We start from the raw sequence: 18,624 nt of genomic DNA on the forward strand, positions 1-18,624 counted from the left end.
CCCACATGGCAGCCTACTCGCTTAGCATTGTCGGAGTGCTTGTTCTGTGCCTCTCGTCAATTTTGCTGGCGGTCTATTCAGGATCGTCCAAAGGCAGAGCGGGGGCACTCTCCGGACCTGTCCTTCCAGCGGATGACGACAATCTATTATACCGCATCGATCGCGTTCACATGAACACGGTGGAGGCATTGATGCCTTTTGCGGTTCCGGCTGTATTGGCTATGGTGACGGGGGTTGGACCCGCTACGCTTGCAACGCTCGTCTGGATCTATATCGCAATACGTCTGATCCATCTTGCGGTCTATTTGCGCGGCGGCAACGCCGCCAAAGGCGGCAGCATCAGAACCATTCTCTATGTTTCAGGTGCGCTCGTAACTATCGCTCTCATTGCCGTGACCACGGTGGCAGCTATTTCACTAGGGTATCAACACCGGGCCGTCTGACGATGGTTATCATTTCGGCTTTTGGACCTTCTGAGACATGCGGGACCGGCCGAGCGTCCGGTTTGCGCCAAGAGCTGCCTTCCTTCAACTGATGCTTGGGCCCACCAAACTCCGACCTTTCTGCACGCTGCAATGCGCCACAATACCCACCTCGCGAAAGCAGGATGAAGGTCCGACCGCGATCAGGTAAGTGGAAGTCACAACTTTGGACAGTGCCCGGCGATGAAAGGAAGTGGAGAACTGCCCCACCCAAACCTACGCAAAACCACCCGGTAGCAGCCGTTCCCCCTACTCCCACTCAATCATTTAGGACAACACTACCGCGTTGAGTTGCAAGCACAATCTCTCAAAACCGACCGACAAATCCCGACGGCATATCCGCCCTAACTTTTCGATCTTGAATTCACAGGAAAATTTCGGCGCCGCAGCCAAGCCGTCGTTCCAGCGACTATCGAAGTCGATTGGCCAGGCCCCAATATATGGGCCTGTGTGGTGTGCGGCTTTCGCTTGATCTCCGACTGCTGTGCCTTTCCCGATACCGTCAATTCGCGGAAAGCAAGTCAAGTTACCTCCCGCCGATGCATGCTGCCATGGTTCTTCGGCAACGTATTGGTGGCGTGGGGAACGGTACTGCCCACTCCCACATCAGTCAAAGACGCACGACCTCATCCAGTCTCGCGCACAGGTCGGTTGGAGCAACGTAGCTGCGCTCATGCAGATTAATATTAAAGAACTTCGGACTGCAGGTCTGGTGAGAGCGGCCACCGCCTTATTGGCTTCGCCGAAAAGTTCCTTGTGCGCTCGCTATAATCTTGTTCTCGGCAGTGAACACCTGACCCGAAGCGAAATACAGGCGTCTGCCCATGTGAGTTAATCGACCAGCTGCAAATATTCGTCCGCTATCGACTTTGGCGAGATAGCTGATCGTCAACATGACCGTCACCGCATGATCCTGGGCTCCCTCGGTTTCGGGAGTTAGTCCGGCATAGCCGCATGCAGCGTCGAGCAGGGTCGCGATTACACCGCCTTGAAGGCTGGCTTGTCGATTGAGATGACGCGGCTGAACATCGAGATAGAACCTGCAGCCTCCTGCAGTCCATTCGGATAAGCCAACTCCCAGATACTGCAGCAGCGGATTATGCAGATCCATCACCGGCTCTCGGCACCGGCGAAGCGGGCATCGCTTTGGCGGAGGAGATCGTTGTGTTCGCCCAAGGTTGGTGGCGGCATCCGAACGGCCAGGGCTGGACCACCGATCGCAAATCCCGGCATTTCAACCGCGCCGGCACGAGGATGGTCTACCGACGCGACAATGCGCGCGTCTGCAAAGCGCCGGGACGTTTGCACGTGCAGATAATCTGCGATCGGGCCACAGACGATATCGGCAGTTTCCAGGAGGTGAAGCCAGGACGCGCTGTCGTTCGAGCGGAACGTCAGTCCCAGTTCCCGGGTAAGCTCCTCGCGGTTCTCCATACGTCTTGGAAGCGTGGCGAACCGCTCATCATCTGCAAGCTCGTGGCGCCCAATCACGCGGCAAAGCTTTCGCCAATGCTCCTGCTGATAGGCAGCGACCATAATGTAGCCATCAGCCGTCTCATAAGCCTCGTTTGGTGTCGCATAGGGTGCGCCGCTTCCGCTGCGCCTGGGTAGCTCGCCCGAGATAAGAAACTCCGTCAGCGGCACCTGCTGAAGGAGCAGAGCTGAGGCATACAGACTGATATCCAGATGGGAGGGAACGGTGCCGATACCACGTTTGAGCAGGGCGGCGAGGATAGCAATCGTTGCATGATACCCGGTGACCATATCCACCACCGGGGCTTGAAGCTTTGTGGGCGGCTGTCCGTCAAGTCCTGTGATGCTCATCAGGCCCGAGACGGCCTGAAGGACGCCGTCGACACCAGGTTTCCCGGGCTCGGATTGGCCATAGGCAGATACAGAGCAATAGATCAGCTTGGCATTAAGCGCCCTCGCCTGCGCGTAACCGATGCCGAGCCTTGCAGCGACACCGGGGCGGAAGCTCTCCACGAGCACATCGGCGGTTGCTATGAGGTTGTGGGCTTCCGTCAGCCCTCGCTCGGACTTGAGATCCAACACGACGCTGCGCTTGTTACGATTGAGCGAAAGAAACGTGGTGCTCTCGCCGCCGACAAAATTCGGACCCAAGGTGCGACTGATATCGCCGCCCGGCGGCTCGATCTTCACAACGTCGGCCCCCATATCAGCCAGCAGCATGGTGCAGAGAGGGCCGGCGGCGATCTGCGAAAAGTCGACCAATCGGACACCGGAAAGAGCGCCTTCGAGCGGATGCGGCGGCGTTGGGCCGGATGTTTGAGGGCTGGTCATCATCATCGTCCATGAAAGCGTGGCGGGCGCTTCTCGGCGAAGGCATTGCGACCTTCGATCCGATCCGCCGTGTTTTTGATCATGCCGAAGACCATTTCGGTCATGTTGTGAAGCATTGAGCGCGACGAGGTCTCGGTTTCCCGGGCAAGGCGCTTGGTCGCGTAGAGCGACAAGGGTGCATTGCTGGCCACGGCTTGCGCCAGTTCGCTGGTGCGCTCGGCCAGCGACGCGGACGGCCAGACGTCGCTCACCAGACCGATACGAAGGGCCTCCGCGGCATCGATGCGCGCCCCGGTCAGCAGCATCTTCGAGGCTGATGCGGCGGGAATTGCACGCAGCAGCAGCGGTCCGCACACCCCGGCAACACTGCCCACCTTGACCTCCGGTAACGCAAAGCTCGCGGTATTCGCCGCGACACGCAAATCGCATTGCAGCGCAAGCTCGAGCCCGCCGCCGAGGCAATAGCCATTGATCGAAGCGATGATCGGCTTCCAGATCTCCAACCGGTCGATATTCATGAAGCGGACATAGGCGCCCCGCTCGGTTGCGACCTCGTCGCGAGCCGTCCAGGCCGCGACGTAGGGATGTTCCGCGGGCGCCGTCCGCTTCAGGTCGGCCCCGACCGAGAAGGCGCGTTCGCCGGCGCCGGTCAGCACGATCACGCGAACCGCATCGTCGTCCCGGGCAACAATCAGCTCGTCGCGCAATCGCCTCTGGGTCTCGACATCCAGTGCATTCAGGGCGTCCTGCCGATCGATGGTGATCGTGGCGACGGCCCTGTCGCGCATTTGGTGGACAGCCATGTCAGACGCTCACGCTGGAGAGGCTGCGGCCGCCGCAGACATAGATCAGCTGTCCCGTGATATAGGAGCTTGCCTGCGCCGCGAAGAATTGCACGGCCTGGGCAATATCCTCCGGCAGCCCGATGCGCTGCATCGGAACGCTCTTTTTGAGCCGCTCCTGGACCTCCGCCTTGAAATCGCGGAACAAAGGCGTGTCGACGATCCCCGGAGCGATCGCGTTGACCGTGATGCCATTGGCCGCAAACTCGATGGCAAGGCTTCGAGTGAGGCTCACGACGCCGCCTTTGGCGGCCGAATAGTTCGCCTGACCGAAGCCTCCGAGCCATGCCCGCGACGAGATGTTGACGATGCGGCCGTAGCCTCGCTCGACCATCACCGGGAGCACGGCCCGTGACATCAGGAACTGCGATCTGAGGTTAGTCGATACGACGAGATCCCAATCGTCGTCGGACAAGTCGAGGAAGCGTCGATCACGAACGACACCCGCATTGTTGATGAGGATTTCGATGCCGCCGAAGGTCTGCTGCGTCATGCGAACCGCGGCTTCGATCTCGCCACGGTCGGTGACGTCCACGGGCACCGGCAGCAATTGCTGTCCGGTTTCGGTCTGCCGCAATTCCTTTACCGCCGACTCCAATGCCGCGGCGTCGCGATCGAAGAGAGCGACGTTATACCCGGCACTGCAAAGGCTCCGCGCAATACCGAGCCCGATACCTCGGGCGGCGCCGGTGACGATCGCGCTGTCTTGTTTCGTCATGACTACACTCCGAGCACGTGGACGGCCGACGCTGCATGATCGACGCCGGCGATGCCGCCGCCCGTACACTGGGTCAATCCGATCCGTGCCCCCTCGACTTGCCGCTTGCCGGCCCGGCTCTGGAGCTGCCAGGCAATCTCGACCATTTGCGCGACGCCGGTGGCGCCGAGAGGATGCCCCTTGGCGAGCAACCCGCCGCTCGGATTGACGGGCACGCGTCCGCCGAGAGCCGTGGCGCCGCGGCGGAGCAGCGCAGCCCCCTCGCCCGGCTCCGCGAGACCCAGCGCCTCGTAGTATAGCAGCTCGGCGATCGTGAAAGCATCGTGCAGCTCGACGACGTTGACGTCGCGCGGACCCAGACCCGCATTTTCGTAAGCCAGCCGCGCGGTCCGTGCGGTGATCTCGGCGTCGAGAATATCGTCGCAACCTTCCTCCAGCCGGCCGGATTGCACGGCCGAACCGAGGACGCGCACAGCAGGGCGCGCAGACGACGGACGAACCGTCGTCAGCACCACTGCCGCGGCGCCGTCGACCATGGACGGACAGCACTGCAGCAATGTCAGCGGCTCCGCGACCGGCCGGGACTGGAGCACTTCGTCGATCGACACGGCCTTGCGCTGCTGCGCCAGGGGATTGAGCTCGCCATGGGCCCGGTTCTTGACGGCGACGCGGGCCAGTATCTCGGGCTTTTCATTGCGCTCGTGCAGATAGCGGGTCCCGCGCATCGCGTAGACAGTTGGCAGCGTCATGCCCTGCGAAGCGTACAGCTCGGTCTTGTAGTCGTTCCGTTGCAGCGGGATCGTCCCGCCGCCGAACGACGTCAGCTTCTCGACGCCCCAGACGAGAACGGTGTCGTAGATGCCGAGCCGAAGCGCATGGCAAGCGAGGTGCACCGCCGTTGCCCCGCTCGCGCAGGCGTTCTCCACATTGTAGAGGGCCGGCCCCGTGATGCCGAGATCCCGCATGAGCACCTGGCCCAGCACCATGCCGCCGTATACATTGGCGTTGTACATCGCTTGAATGCGGTCGGCCGCAATTTCGGCGTCGGCAAGCGCACCGACCACCGCGGACTGCGCGAGGTCCTGCATGGAGAGGTCGTTGTGGCGGCCGAAGGCGGTCATCGCCGCACCGGCGACATAGACGGTCGTTGTCATGATCGGGCCCCCTCGCCGGGAACGAATGCGTAGGTCGTCGCGACGCCCTGCCCGGTGATCCGCGCTTCGACCGGCATCCCGACCAGCGGGCGCTGCTCCTGCGGCAGGAGCAGTCGTCCGAACGCGCGCGCGCCTTCCGGAAAGTCCGCGTAGATGACGACGAAAGGCTGTTCGCCGGTTTTCGGATTCGGGTGGATCACCGAAAAGCTGTAGAGCCGTGCAGTTCGCGACAGGGTCACCGGCTCATAGCGGTGCGCACTCGGCGATCGTGCCGGAACGGGAGGGAAGACACACTGGCCGGTTGCGCGGTCGCGGGATGCAAAAAGCCTCCCGGACCCTTGCGAGCCGATGGCGTCGCGATCTGTCGAGACCGTCTCGACGTTCGAAAGCTGGTTCATTGATCCTCCCGGGAAACCGAAGGCGTGCCGAGCAAGCCATTGACCGAGACGTTTAGGCGGATATCGCGCAGGCTCAGAACGAGAAACGCGGGGGCCATTGTTGACTAAAAGGCAACGATCGGCGCATAGTCGCGGCACGATGGACCGATTGCCTCCGCTCAATCCGCTGCGCGCCTTCGAGGCCGCCGCAAAGTTACGCAGCATCCGCGGTGCGGCGGAGCTTCTGTCCGTGACACCCGGCGCCGTGAGCCGGCAGGTGCAGATTCTCGAATCTCATCTCGGCGTGAAGCTGTTTCGCCGCGAGCCGCGCGCGGTGGCGTTGACCGCCGAGGGAGAGCAGTATCTCGAAGCCATCGCGCACCATCTCGACGGGATCCGTGACGCGACCCGCAAGCTGACGGGAGAACGCTCGGGCAATGTCCTCAAGATCAGGGCCTACACCACCTTCGCGATGAAATGGCTGGTGCCGCGCCTGTCGTCCTATCAGGCGATGAACCGGCTGAACGAGGTTCGCCTCACGACCTCGTTGGAAGAGGTCGATTTCCGGAACGAGGATGTCGACTGCGCGGTGCGCCTTGGCGACGGAAACTGGCCTGGACTGGGCGTGGACAGGCTCGTGGCAAACCATTTGATTCCCGTTTGCAGTCCCAAATATCGGCGGGAGTTCGAGCTGAAGCAGAAGGGCGATCTTCGCCGCGTGCCGCTGCTGCACTCGCTGGCACGGCCGGACGACTGGATGTTGTGGCTCAAGGCGGCGCAGCTCACCGAGATCGCCCCCTACGCGGGACCGAAATTCACGAGCTCCGTCCTCGCCTACCAGGCTGCGCTCGACAGCCAGGGCGTCGCGATCGCGCAGCGCGTGCTCGTCGCCGATGACCTGCGCGCAAGGCGCCTGGTTCAGCCCTTCGGCCCGACGCTCGATCGCGAGGGATTCACCTATTACCTGATCTATCCTCAGAAGAGCCTGCGCAAGCCAGCATTCCGGCAATTTCGAAGCTGGCTGGTCGAGCAGACCCAGGCTGAAGACGAACCGCCGGCGTCGCCGGCGGGTCGCAAATTGCGCAAGGCGATGGCCTGACCGGAGTTACACTCATCCGATCGGCCGCAAGCGCGTATGGTTCAGGCGATGCAGGCTGTGAAAATCGCGTCGGCCTGGCTGACCGTCATCTTCCTCGGCGCGAGGCTCTCGATCACCGTGTCGTCGGTGATCTTCATCGACTTGAACCGCTCGATCCCGGCCGTGCCAGCGTAAAGTCCAGGCACGGCGCGTTCGGCCATTTCCCGAACCTGCTGCTTCGGCAGGGCATCCCTTGCCCAGTGCATGGGGAAGCCGACGTCTTCGTAGAGCTGCCGCAACGCGGAAACAGCCAGGTCGGTGGCCTGTTGGGGCGAGCAGTCGTCATGCAGGCGGGCGCCGAGCGCCCGGGCCACATGTGGTGCTTTGGCCGGCAGCACCATCAGATTGAACGCCAGAACGTGGGGCATCAACACGCCCACGCCAAGCGTATGCGGCATGTCGACGAGACCTTCGAGCGGCAGCGACAGGGTGTGCGCATGCCCCAGGCGCGCGTTGCCGCACGCGATGTTGGCCATCGATGAAGCCAGAAGATTGTCCGCACGCGCATTGACGTCGTGGAGGCCGCAAATCGATGCGCGGAGCGAGGACGCCTGCAACCTGATCGCCTCGAGCGCGATCGCGTCGGTGAGCGGGGATGCGAGACTGCTGGTGTAGGCCTCCAGGGCATGGGTCATCGCGTCCACGCCAGTTGCCGCGGCAATGCGCGGCGGCAGCGACTCAAGCACGGTCGGATCCAGAATGGCGACATCGGGAAAGCTGAGCGGCCCTCCGCACACCAGCTTGGCATGGTTCTCGTCATCCTTGACCACGGTCCATTGCGACACCTCCGAGCCGGACCCGGCCGTGGTCGGGACCATCACCATCGGCAATGCGCGGCGTTCGAAATTGCCGACGCCCGTGCAGTCGCGGAGCGACTTCCCGTTGGCGCCGACGATCGCGATTCCCTTGCCGGCGCACATCACCGACCCGCCCCCAATGCTGATCACGGCACCGACCGACTGCTCGCGCACCCGTTTGCCCTGCGCGTCGATCTGTCTAACGCGCGCGTCGATCTCGCATTCTTCAAACCGCAGCACTGAAAATCCCGCGGCAACGAGCTGCTCGAGCGCGCGCTGATACCAGGATTGACGGGAGATGATCGGGTCGGAGACGAGCATCACGGATTTGACCGCGAAGCCCTTGACCGTTGATGCGAGCGATTCGAGCGCGCCGGTCCCGGAGATGATGCGGGTCGGCATATGATAGACATTGGACACGATTGGTGGCTCCGGGCTGACGGATCTCGGCAGGTTTGGCGCGGCTGGCTTTGGATGACGGCTCTCAACTGAGCACGAACGGGTTTGCGATGCCGGGCTTCGGATTGATGAACACGCTCTTTTCCTCGAGGTATTCGTAGATCGCGTTCAGGCCGTTCTCGCGGCCGATTCCTGACGCCTTGACGCCGCCGAAAGGAGCGAGATAGCTGACCAGCCGATAGGCGTTAACCCAGACCGTGCCCGCCTCGAGCCGTTTCGGAAGCAGCATGGCCCGCTGGAGATCGCGCGTCCAAACGCCGGCTGCCAGCCCATAAGGGCTGTCATTGGCGATCGCGACCGCTTCGTCATCGGTCCCGAATTTCAGCACAGCAAGGACGGGGCCGAACACCTCCTCTCGGGCGATGCGCATGCTGTTGGATACGCCGGTGAAGATCGTCGGCTCGACGAAAAGCCCCTCCTCGCAGCCCGGCCGACGCGAACGCTCGCCGCCAAGCACACATTCGGCCCCTTCCCTTCTGGCGATGTCAAAATAGGCGAGAACCTTCTCGAGTTGCGGCTGCGTGGACACCGGGGCGATATTCGTCTCGGGCTTTCGCGGGTCTCCGAGACGTGCCGTCTGCATGAACTTCACCAGACGCGCGACGAATTCGTCGTGGATCGAGGAATGCACCAGAAGGCGCGAGCCGGCCATGCAGGTCTGCCCCGTGGCCGCAAAGATGCCCGACACGACGCCCTTGACCGCGTCATCGAGATCCGCATCGCTGAACACGATGTTGGCCGATTTGCCGCCGAGTTCGAGCGAGACGCGCTTGATGTTTTCAGCGGCCGCCGCGTAGACATGCCGGCCGCCGTTCTCGCTTCCGGTGAACGCAATGCGCGCCACGAGCGGATGCTTGACCAGGGGTTCGCCGACCTCCGGTCCAAATCCGGTGATGACGTTGACCACGCCCGGCGGGAAGCCTGCCTCTTCGCACAGCCGGGCGAACGCAATTGTCGAGGCCGACGAAAACTCGGACGGCTTGATCACGATCGTATTGCCGGCGGCGAGCGCGGGAGCGATCTTCCACGCGGCGAGCAGCAGCGGAGAATTCCAGGGCGCGATCGCCGCGACGACGCCCAGCGGCTCGTGCAGCGTGTAATGAAAGACGCCCGGCTTGTCGATCGGCGTGACGCGGCCTTCGACCTTGTCCGCCAATCCGGCATAATAATAGAACCATTGCGGCAGGTATCGCATCTGGCCGAGCATTTCGGCCTTGAGCTTCCCGTTGTCGTTCACCTCGAGCTCTGCCAATTCCTCGGCGTGACGAGCAATGAGATCGCCGAGCCGGTGCAGCAGCAGTCCCCTTGCGCTGGCGGTCATCGACGGCCAGGGACCGCTCCGGAAGGCCCTAGACGCGGCCTGGACCGCCGCGTCGGCGTCTGCGGCCTTCCCCCGTGGCAGGCGAGCCCAGTCGCGCCCGGTATACGGGTCCATGCTCGTGAACCATTCGCCGTCTTCGGCCCGGCGCCATTCGGTGCCGATCCGCATCAAGAATTCCTGCATATCCAAACCTTTCATAGAAGCGACGGTGCGACGCACCGCCTAAACAATCCATGTCTCCCGCGCCGTTCCGGCGCGCATCACGCCCCGGAGATGTCGATCCCCTTCGTCTCCCTGGCGAGCACGAGCGCAATGACGAAGGCGACGCCGGCCACGATGCTGGGATAGAGCAGCCCGGCATAGATATCTCCCGTCGCCGCATTGATGGCGAAGGTGGTCGCGGGCAGGAATCCGCCGAACCATGCGGCCCCGAGATGATAGGGAAACGACATCGCCGTGTAGCGGATGCGTGACGGAAACAGCTCGATGAGCGCCGTGCAGCTCGGCGCGAAGGTCATCGTTCCAAAGCTGAGCAGAAGGACGAGGACGAGGATGATGCCGGGCCTGTTGATCGAGGCCGGATCGACCTGATCCAGCACGTACCCCCGCTTCTTCAGGGTCGCCGTCAAGGCTGCGTTGAATTCCTTCTCTCTGCTTCCGGCCCGATCACCCAGAGCGTCGAAGCCCTGGACAAGGTCGTCCCCGATTTTGACCTGAGCTACCGTGCCAGGCGATGCAGGGCTGCTCTGATAGCTGAGGCCGAGCCTGGCGACGGCTGCCCTGACGACGTCGCAGGATGACGAGAAGCGTGCGGTCCCGCTCGGGTTGAATTGCAGCGAACATTGCGCAGGGTCGGCAACGACGACGATCGGATTCTCGCGCTGAGCCTTGTCGAGATCCGGGTTGCCGAAATGCGCAAGCCCGTGAAACAACGGAATGATCAGGACGGCGCCGAGCAGATAGCCGGTCAGATAGACCGGCTTGCGGCCGATGCGATCCGACAGGGCACCGAAGAGAATGTAGAGCGGCGCCGTCACCACGGTTGCGGCAATGACGAGCTGATTGGCTGTTGTCCCGTCGATCTTCAGGACTTTCGTCAGGAAGAACAGCGAATAGAACTGGCCGGTGTACCAGATGACGGCTTGACCCGGGACGATGCCAAAGAGCGCGATGAGCACGAGCTTCAGGTACCGCCACTCACCAAACGTCTCGCCGATTGGCGCCTTGGACGCGCGCCCCTCCTCCTTCATCCGGCGGAATTCCGGCGTCTCATCGAGCTTCAGGCGGATCCAGAGGGAGACCGCGAGCAACAACACCGAAACGAGGAATGGAATGCGCCAGCCCCACACGGCAAAATCAGGTTCGCTCAGGACGAAGCGGAGCGGAATGATGACGCCGACCGCGAGGAGAAAGCCAAGTGCCGCGGTCAGAATGATCCACGCGGTCCACGCGCCGCGCCGATCGGCGGGAGCGTGCTCCGCGACATAGATCATTGCGCCGCCGAACTCGCCGCCCAGCGCAAGCCCCTGAAGCATGCGCATCGTGATGAAGAGAACGGGTGCCGCAATGCCGATACTGGCGTAGGTCGGCAACAGGCCGATGGAAAGGGTCGACAGCCCCATCAAGACGATCGTCACGAGAAACGTGTACTTTCGTCCGATCAGATCGCCGGCACGTCCGAACACGAGCGCGCCGAAAGGCCTGAGAAGGAAGCCTGCTGCAAAACCGAGCAAGGTGAAAATGAACCCGGCGGTCGGATTCACGCCGGAGAAGAACGCCTTGGTAATTTCCGTGGCGAGCAAGCCGATCAGAAAGAAATCGTAGATCTCGAACACGCTTCCTAGCGACGCGGCGAAGACGACGCGCTTTTCCTTCCGCGACATGGTCGCCGTATCGTTGGCCGCGATGGCTGCCGTCATATCCATAAATCCCTCACCCTCTATCAATCGTGACGTCCGGGCCCGGCTCGATCCCGGCCCGGACACTTGAAAATGTGAAATCGGAGACCGGTCAGGCGAAGGCGGCGACTTTCGATCCCACCACTTGCGCCGCCGCATGCGCGCCGGCGATGCGGCCGAACGTCAACGAGCGGAGCACGGACGTCGCCGGCGGATATTCGTGATAGAAGAGGCCTGTGACCTCCCCGGCCGCATAGAGATTCGGGATCGGAATGCCCGCCGGCGTCACGACTCGCGCGTGAAGATCGGTGCGAACACCCCCGTACGTGAAGGTAATCGCTGCCGTCAGCGGGATGCCGTAGAACGGCGCCGTGTCGAGCGGCACCGCCCAATTCGATTTGGGCGGAGTAAGACCGGTCGTGCTTCGGCCGTCCAGTCTTCCGGGTTCGAACTTCCCGGGGACAGCGGCGGCGTTGAATGTGGCGACCGTCTTTCCGAGTTTGGCCGGATCAAGCCCCAGCTTGCCGGCCAGCACTTCAACCGTATCCGCCTTCTCGGGCGGAAGATCGCTGAGCATGCCCATCTCGACGCCGGGTACCTGCATCGTCTTGGCGTCCGCGATCCAGAAGGCCTTCTGGTTCTGGTTGCGCCAGATCTCGTAGCCGATGTGTTCGAAGGTGTTGTCCCAGGTGTCCTTGCCTTCGTCGTAGAACCGCTCAGCCTCACCGTTAACGAAAATGCCGCCGGTGTAGGTGTAGATGACGGCGTCGGCCCTGGCGGTACGCGTGTCAATGGGCTCGGCGTGAACCATGTCGAACTGACCCGCGGTATCGGCGCCGAGTTCGAGCGCCATTCTCAAGCCGTCACCACGGTTGTTCGCAATTCCCGGCGCAATCAGTGGCAGGTCGCAAGCGCGCGCCCCGATGTACCGCGTCAGCATCTCGACATTGCCTTCGAAGCCGCCGGACGCCAGCACGACCGCGGCCGCCCCGATGCGTTTGAGTGTGCCGTCATTCCCGCGGACGATCAGACCGTCGATCGCGCCGGCATCGGACACCGACAGGCGAACTGCCTCGGTTTCATAGAGGATGTCGACGTTGGTGTGCTTCTCAAGCGCCTTGAACAATGCCGAGACGATCGCCGCGCCGCCGCCGACCGGAAGGCCAGGCGGAGTAACGCCGGCCTCGCCATTGAAGGTATGCGCGAACGGAAACTCCGGAAAGACGAGCTCGACACCCCTCTCCTCAATGAAGCGAAGGGTCGTCGGTGTCTCCTGTTCGAGCTTGCGGCAATATTCGTAGTCCGAACGCCCGCCGGAAACACGACGGACGCGATCAGGCCAATCGGCGTCGAGCTTCCGGCTCGCGTTGATCCGCAGGAAAGCTCCGGTCCACTGGGTCGCTCCGCCGCGCCCCTCTTTCTTTGCGCGTTCAAGCACGGCGATCCGGACCGGTCGCCCGACCGTGGCCTCGGCATAAGTGACGGCAGCCGACAAGCCTGCTGCGCCACAGCCGACAACGACAAAATCGTAGCTGCTCAATGTTTGCATTGTGGTCTCCTCCTGCCCGATTTCTCGTTGATTTCGCTGTGCCCGCGCGGGCTGGCATGGCACGCGGCGACCATAGGCAGGTCGTCCCAGCGACCAGCACGAGAAATTGGGAGGTCCTTGTTGACTAAAGAGCAACGATGAGACGGGCTTGGGCCGACCTGCCCGCAGAATGGCGCGTTAGGCACCAGCGATCGCGCGATGGGCGGGCTGTTGACCCCTGGACAACAATCGTCGAGAAAAACTCGGTTGTCTGGTTCGCTCCATCTGGCCTAGGCCCGCAGATGCAGCTTCGGGCCCTGGGCTGCCACGATCCCACAAGGGAGACGGGAGACATTTGATGCGCGTTGCCTTTCTCGACGATTTTCATTGCGCCTATCATGAGACGGCCGGCGTCCAGCGTCTGCGCGAACGGGCCGAGGTCGAGATTCTAACCAAGCCCTTTGGCGAAGCGGCTGCTCTCCGTGGTTTCGATGCGCTGGTGGCGACGCGCGAACGAACGCGATTCACGAAGGAACTTTTCGAGCAATTGCCGGATGTGAGGATCATCGCCCAGACGGGCAATCATGCCTATCACGTCGATCTGGCCGCGGCGGAGCAGCGCGGCATTCTGATCGGCAAGGCGACGGGAGGATTCTGCACCGCCGCCGGCGAGCTTGCCATCGGACTGATGATCGCGATCATGCGTCAGATCCCGTCCGTGGATCATGCCGTGAAGGCGGGAGGATGGCCGACGCCGATGACCCGGGTTCTGCGCGGCAAGACGCTCGGTATCGTGGGCCTCGGAAACATCGGCAAGTACGTAGCGCGGGTTGCGGGCGCGTTCGACATGAAGGTTCTGGCCTGGGGCAACCGGCTGACAGCCGAAGCCGCTGCGCAGCACGGCGCGGAGCGGCGCGAGCTCGACGACCTCATGCGCTGTTCGGACATCGTCTCGGTTCACGCAACGCTCAGCCCCAACTCGCGCGGCCTGATCGACGCGGCAAGGCTCGCGCTGATGAAGCCGACGGCCTATCTGGTCAACACAGCGCGCGGCCCCATCGTCGACGAGAAGGCTCTCTACCGCGCGCTTGCCGATGGTCGCATTGCCGGTGCCGCGCTCGACGTGTTCGACGAGGAGCCCCTGCCCGCGGCTCACCCGTTGCGGCAGCTCTCCAATGTTGTCCTCACGTCGCATCTCGGCTGGCCGACGGACGAAATGTACGGACAGTTTGCGGACGCCGCTGCCGACGTCCTTCTTGGCTACCTCGATGGGAAGGACGTTCCACGTTTCGTGCCGGGACACTAAACAAACTTTCGGCTCGGTCCGTTCGTGACTGGCCGAGTGAGCATGCCGATCCTCGGCTAGGACCGCTTTGCCCCGCCACTTTTCTGCGCGCTGGCCTTCTGACGCACACTGGCCCCGCCGGGCTTCCGCTCATCCCAGTTTCGAACCAAATCCAGAAGGCCGGGAAAGCACCGATTCAGGTCTTCCATACGCAGACGGCTGCGCCGCTCGAGACCGTATTGACGCTGCCGGATCAGGCCGGCTTCGCGCAGCGCCTTGAAATGATGTGTCAGCGAGGACTTTGGCCTGTCGAAGCCGAACCAGCCGCACGTGTGATCATACGCCTCCGATTCCAGCAGAAGCTTGCGCACGATCGTCAGACGGATCGGATCGGAGAGCGCGCCCATGATTGCCTCCAGCCGCATCTCCTTGGCGGCCGGCTCCGGCAGAGGCTCGGGAAGATCATCCACGGCTGCGCATTCCTATGCAGTTTTGACGAACCGATATGAGCGCTGTCTTACATCGCTGTACGAGATTTGTCGAACCATGTTAAGTACGATAAACTTCGTACAGGAGAATAGCATGACCACATGCGATATCGGTCGTCCTTCAGACACATCACGCAGCGAACCCCGCCCCTGGCGCATGTGGAGCGCGGCCTGGGTCGTCACAGCGGTGTTTGTGCTGTCGAATTCGGCAACGCCGCTCTACGTCTATTGGCAGCGGACGATCGGGTTCTCTTCCGGCACATTGACCGTGATCTTCGCAGCCTACATTCTGGGCCTGCTGGTGTCTCTGTCGCTCGCCGGTCAGCTCTCCGATCGCTACGGCCGACGACCAGTTCTGCTGCCCGGCCTTGCAGCGGCGATGTTGGCATGCGTGCTGTTTGCGACCGCGACGACGGTCGGCGCCCTGCTCGTCGCGCGCTTCCTGTCGGGCGTTGCGGTCGGCGTCGTGGTGTCAGCGGGCATGGCCTCCGTCGTCGATCAGGGCGGCCCGAACCGTCGCCGGCTGGCGTCACTGATCGCGTCGGTCGCCATGGTGCTTGGCGCGGGCCTCGGTCCGCTGTTTGCGGGCTCCGTTGCAGTTCAGCTCGCCGAGCCCGTCGTTTTGATCTTCACTACCGAGCTGATCGTGTTGGCGTGCACCGGCCTTCTGGTGCTTGCACTGCCGCAGCAGCGGCTCGATCGCAAGTCTGGCGATGGCTGGCGGCTGCGCGTGCCCAGCGTTCCGCGCGCAAATCGCCGGCAGGTCGCTTTCGGCGTCGCGATCTTCGGCCCCGGCATCACGGCAACCTCCTTCGTGCTGTCGCTCGGACCATCGCTGCTTTCAAAGCTGCTCCATGTCACAAGCCCTCTTGTTGCGGGAGGAACGGCCTGCGCCATGTTCCTGACGGCAACAGGCGTTCAGTTCGCGCTCAGGCAGCTTCCCATTCGAGCGATCATGTTGATCGGTGCGGCCGCCACCGTCATGTCCATGATCAGCATCGCGATTGCGGTCGACGCATCGCTGGCGGGTCTGTTGATCCTCGCCGCCTTGCTCGCTGGCGCGGGCCAGGGCTTTGGGCAGCTCGGCGGACTTTCGTTGATCGGCCTGCACGTTGCTGCCGAGCGCCGCGCAGAGGCAAACGCGGTCATGAACTTCGGCGGATACATCCCCGCTGGTCTGCTTCCAGTGCTGACCGGCTATCTGATCGACCTTGCGGGACTTGCCACCGGCGCGACCATTTTCGCCGCCGCGCTCGGCCTCGTTGCTGCGGCCGGTGCGTGCTTCGTCCAAATGAACCTTAGGGAATAGTTTGATCAGTCCGCTGCAGCAAGGAGGACAGATCGCGCGCCGGAGACAGCCGCGAGTACTGCAGCCATGGAGCGCGGATTATCGTTGAAAGAAGACGTAGGTGAGCTCACAGGGGTGTACCCGTTGTGGCAGGGGAGCGACTCGCGCCACGACATCGACATCCTTCAACCTCGCTGCTCGAACGACAGGACCCGCTCCGCGTACACAAGGAGCTGATTCACTCCGCTCCGCCGTCGTGCGACCCACTCCGCCTGCGCAACCTTTCCGCACGCTCCAACGCGCTTCGATACGCCCGCCAACGCAGATGAATGGATTGCCGAGCTCAATCAAGCTAAGTGGAGGTCCGTAACTCCATCCTCAATGGCAAGGAAAGGAAGTAGACACCCGCACCAGAACCTACGCAAAACTGCGCAGTAGCAGCCAGCGACGCTACTCCCACTCTATCATTTTGAACGACGGCACGTCGTTGAGCTGTAAGCACAATTTTCTCGATCTGACGGACAAACGCCGACGGCATACCCGCCGTATTTTTTTGGTCTTGAATCCACAAGAAAAATTGCTCCTCATGGAATGCAGGCAATTCCGCTACCTATCGGAGTCTATCGATTGGATGGCGCGCCGCATGCGCAACCAACACTGACAGTGCCCGCACTGACACAAATCTTAAAATACCGTCAGATGTCAGGAGCATTCCTCCGCTCCCCGGACTGCCGTGCTCCGGCCTAGGCGCCCGGCGTCGACGAACTGGCGACGTCGATAGTGCGCGCTTCGGCGTTAGTCCTCTCCTTCGAGTCAACGTTGAAAGACGATTTTGCCGCCGACAAGCGTGATGTCCGCCTTGATGTCTTTAATTTGCTCTTCCGGAATGGCCATGTAGTCCGCGGAAAGGACCGAGAGGTCGGCAAGCTTGCCCGGCTGGATCGTACCCTTGCGTGCTTCGTCGAACATGTAGCGGGAAGCTGCCGACGTGTAGAGGCGGAGTGCCTGTTCGCGACTGATAGCTTCCGGCGCACCGTAGACGCTTCCGTTCGGATCCTTCCGCGTCACCATGATGTACATGTTGAGGAACGGGTTGATCGGGTTGACCGGGAAGTCGGTTCCGGCACCGAGATTGTCCAGCCCCATCTTCTCGATCAAGGTCTTTGTCGGCACGGCGCGATCGGCTGTTGGCCGCCCCAGGAAGCGCTCGACGGTCGCAGCCTTGTCCCACATGAAGACGTTCTGGAAATCGACCCTGACCCCCAACTTGTGGGCGCGCTCCATCTGCTCAGGTCTGATCAGGCTCGCGTGGATGAGAACAAAACGACGGCCGCTTATGGACCGTTTCTTGTCGGCCGCCTCGAAGGCGTCGAGCACCTGGTCGATGCCGAGATCACCTACGACGTGCACGCCAACACGCCAGCTGTAGCGATTGCAGATTGAGACGAGTTGCGTGAGCCGCTCGGGGGTCTGCTGGGCGATGCCGTGGTAGTTGTCGTGCGAATCCGGATAGACGTCGCGCATCAACGCCGTCTTCAAGGTCATGCCGCCATCGTAGAAGATCTTGATGCCGGCAAACCTGACCCAGTCGTCGCCGAAGCCGGACGAAGCGCCATTACCCGACATGATCGCTTCCCAGGCGCCTAGATCGGCGGGCGGCTCGGGTCTGTACATCAATCCCGTCCGCAGCGTCGCTTGTCCGGACGCCGCGAGCTTCTGCAGCGTACGGACGTCGCGCGCTTCCGTGGCGCCTTCGACCGCGCTCGTGATCCCAAAACTGTTCAGCGCGCCTTCCGCAAGTGTGAACTGCCTGATTTCATCCTCTTCGGTCCACGGCGGAACGGCCTTCTCGACCCGGTCGATCGCGGTCTCGACGAGGACGCCGGTCAGTTCGCCGGCCGCGTCGCGCTCGAAAGAGCCACCGTCCGGGTTTGCGGTGGTCTTATCGATGCCTGCCTTCTGCAACGCCATCGTGTTCGCCATCGAGAAATGCCCGACGGTGCGCAAGTAGACCGGATTGTTCGGAGCGACGCTGTCGATCTCCTGTCTCGTCAGGTAGCGCTTCTCGGCGAGTTGTGACGGCGGGTGCCACGCTCCCCCAACGATCCACTCGCCCGGCTTCTTCTTGGCGACGAAGGCCTTGATTGCCTCGAGCGCTTCCGCGACCGTCTTCGCCCGGCCCATGACGACGACATAGTCGCCAAGTCCAGCCGCCTTGAAGTGCGCATGCGTATCGATCAATCCGGGAACGACGGTCTTACCGGATACATCAAGCACCTGCGTGCGCGCTCCGGCGAGCGCCCGCATGGACGCGCTGCTTCCGACCGCGAGAATCTTTCCGTCCCGGACGGCGATCGCTTCGGTCACGCTGGATTGCTCGTCAAGGGTCAGGACCCTTCCGTTGACGAGAACGAGATCGGGCGAATTGACGTCCGCCGGCTGTGCTGTAGCGGGTGCTGCGGCTGCGAACAGAATTCCAGCACCGAGTATCGCGAGCACCGTCGACCTGCGGACCATTCAAACCTCCCGATTATCTTGTTCAATA

Annotated in this window: 16 protein-coding genes; 4 read left to right on the plus strand and 12 right to left on the minus strand. The window is 62.4% G+C overall.

Translation table 11 applies throughout. The features are described from left to right. Window positions 1-5 precede the first annotated feature (5 nt). On the plus strand, window positions 6-443 hold the full coding sequence (locus ACVIYL_RS35445) for an MAPEG family protein (RefSeq protein WP_456780728.1): 438 nt from the start codon (window positions 6-8) through the stop codon (window positions 441-443). Window positions 444-1,212: 769 nt separating this feature from the next. On the opposite strand, the gene ACVIYL_RS35450 is transcribed toward ACVIYL_RS35445, so the two are convergent. Genes ACVIYL_RS35450 through ACVIYL_RS35475 form a run of 6 tightly spaced genes read right to left on the minus strand, consistent with a single transcriptional unit; the run spans window position 1,213 to window position 5,898 of the window. After that, window positions 1,213-1,593: a PaaI family thioesterase gene (locus ACVIYL_RS35450; RefSeq protein ID WP_456780729.1), complete on the minus strand. Its 381-nt coding sequence runs from the start codon at window positions 1,591-1,593 to the stop codon at window positions 1,213-1,215. Next, window positions 1,593-2,786: a CaiB/BaiF CoA transferase family protein gene (locus ACVIYL_RS35455; protein WP_456780730.1), complete on the minus strand. Its 1,194-nt coding sequence runs from the start codon at window positions 2,784-2,786 to the stop codon at window positions 1,593-1,595. The genes ACVIYL_RS35450 and ACVIYL_RS35455 overlap by 1 nt, the downstream gene beginning before the upstream one ends. Before the next feature lie 2 nt (window positions 2,787-2,788). After that, entirely contained in the window at window positions 2,789-3,589 is an 801-nt protein-coding gene (locus ACVIYL_RS35460; protein ID WP_456780731.1) for an enoyl-CoA hydratase/isomerase family protein, read from the minus strand. Between the two features lies 1 nt (window position 3,590). Then, a complete protein-coding gene (locus tag ACVIYL_RS35465; protein ID WP_456780732.1) occupies window positions 3,591-4,346 on the minus strand; it encodes an SDR family NAD(P)-dependent oxidoreductase in 756 nt (251 codons plus the stop codon). A 2-nt stretch (window positions 4,347-4,348) separates the two neighbouring features. After that, window positions 4,349-5,500 (minus strand): thiolase family protein, encoded by a 1,152-nt coding sequence (locus ACVIYL_RS35470; RefSeq protein WP_456780733.1) that lies wholly within the window; start codon window positions 5,498-5,500, stop codon window positions 4,349-4,351. After that, complete coding sequence (locus ACVIYL_RS35475) at window positions 5,497-5,898, minus strand: Zn-ribbon domain-containing OB-fold protein (RefSeq protein ID WP_456780734.1); 402 nt, start codon at window positions 5,896-5,898, stop codon at window positions 5,497-5,499. Before ACVIYL_RS35475 ends, ACVIYL_RS35470 begins: the two co-directional genes overlap by 4 nt. A 139-nt stretch (window positions 5,899-6,037) precedes the next feature. On the opposite strand from ACVIYL_RS35475, the gene gcvA reads away from it, so the two are divergent. After that, on the plus strand, window positions 6,038-6,976 hold the full coding sequence (gene gcvA, locus ACVIYL_RS35480) for a transcriptional regulator GcvA (RefSeq protein ID WP_456780735.1): 939 nt from the start codon (window positions 6,038-6,040) through the stop codon (window positions 6,974-6,976). 41 nt (window positions 6,977-7,017) lie between these two features. Here gcvA and ACVIYL_RS35485 read toward each other — a convergent pair whose 3' ends face one another. From ACVIYL_RS35485 to ACVIYL_RS35500, 4 genes are all read right to left on the minus strand, one after another. Then, entirely contained in the window at window positions 7,018-8,232 is a 1,215-nt protein-coding gene (locus tag ACVIYL_RS35485) for an iron-containing alcohol dehydrogenase (RefSeq protein ID WP_456780736.1), read from the minus strand. Between the two features lie 64 nt (window positions 8,233-8,296). Further along, window positions 8,297-9,775: an aldehyde dehydrogenase gene (locus tag ACVIYL_RS35490; protein WP_456780737.1), complete on the minus strand. Its 1,479-nt coding sequence runs from the start codon at window positions 9,773-9,775 to the stop codon at window positions 8,297-8,299. 77 nt (window positions 9,776-9,852) lie between these two features. Continuing rightward, on the minus strand, window positions 9,853-11,511 hold the full coding sequence (locus ACVIYL_RS35495; protein ID WP_456780738.1) for an MFS transporter: 1,659 nt from the start codon (window positions 11,509-11,511) through the stop codon (window positions 9,853-9,855). Between the two features lie 91 nt (window positions 11,512-11,602). Then, window positions 11,603-13,039, minus strand: coding sequence for an FAD-binding protein (locus tag ACVIYL_RS35500; RefSeq protein ID WP_456780739.1), 1,437 nt, complete (start codon window positions 13,037-13,039; stop codon window positions 11,603-11,605). A gap of 337 nt (window positions 13,040-13,376) precedes the next feature. Between ACVIYL_RS35500 and ACVIYL_RS35505 the strand changes: the two genes are divergently transcribed. Next, window positions 13,377-14,324 carry a D-2-hydroxyacid dehydrogenase family protein gene (locus tag ACVIYL_RS35505; protein ID WP_456780740.1) on the plus strand — a complete coding sequence of 316 codons (948 nt, stop codon included), beginning with the start codon at window positions 13,377-13,379 and terminating at the stop codon, window positions 14,322-14,324. 56 nt (window positions 14,325-14,380) lie between these two features. On the opposite strand, the gene ACVIYL_RS35510 is transcribed toward ACVIYL_RS35505, so the two are convergent. Next, the gene (locus tag ACVIYL_RS35510) at window positions 14,381-14,773 is read right to left on the minus strand and encodes an ArsR/SmtB family transcription factor (protein ID WP_456780741.1); all 393 of its coding nucleotides are present in this window, start codon (window positions 14,771-14,773) and stop codon (window positions 14,381-14,383) included. A gap of 112 nt (window positions 14,774-14,885) precedes the next feature. On the opposite strand from ACVIYL_RS35510, the gene ACVIYL_RS35515 reads away from it, so the two are divergent. Further along, window positions 14,886-16,100, plus strand: coding sequence for an MFS transporter (locus tag ACVIYL_RS35515; RefSeq protein ID WP_456780742.1), 1,215 nt, complete (start codon window positions 14,886-14,888; stop codon window positions 16,098-16,100). A gap of 792 nt (window positions 16,101-16,892) precedes the next feature. On the opposite strand, the gene ACVIYL_RS35520 is transcribed toward ACVIYL_RS35515, so the two are convergent. Then, a complete protein-coding gene (locus ACVIYL_RS35520) occupies window positions 16,893-18,596 on the minus strand; it encodes an amidohydrolase (protein WP_456780743.1) in 1,704 nt (567 codons plus the stop codon). Window positions 18,597-18,624: the final 28 nt, after the last annotated feature.

It is taken from the genome of Bradyrhizobium sp. USDA 3315, assembly GCF_054056795.1.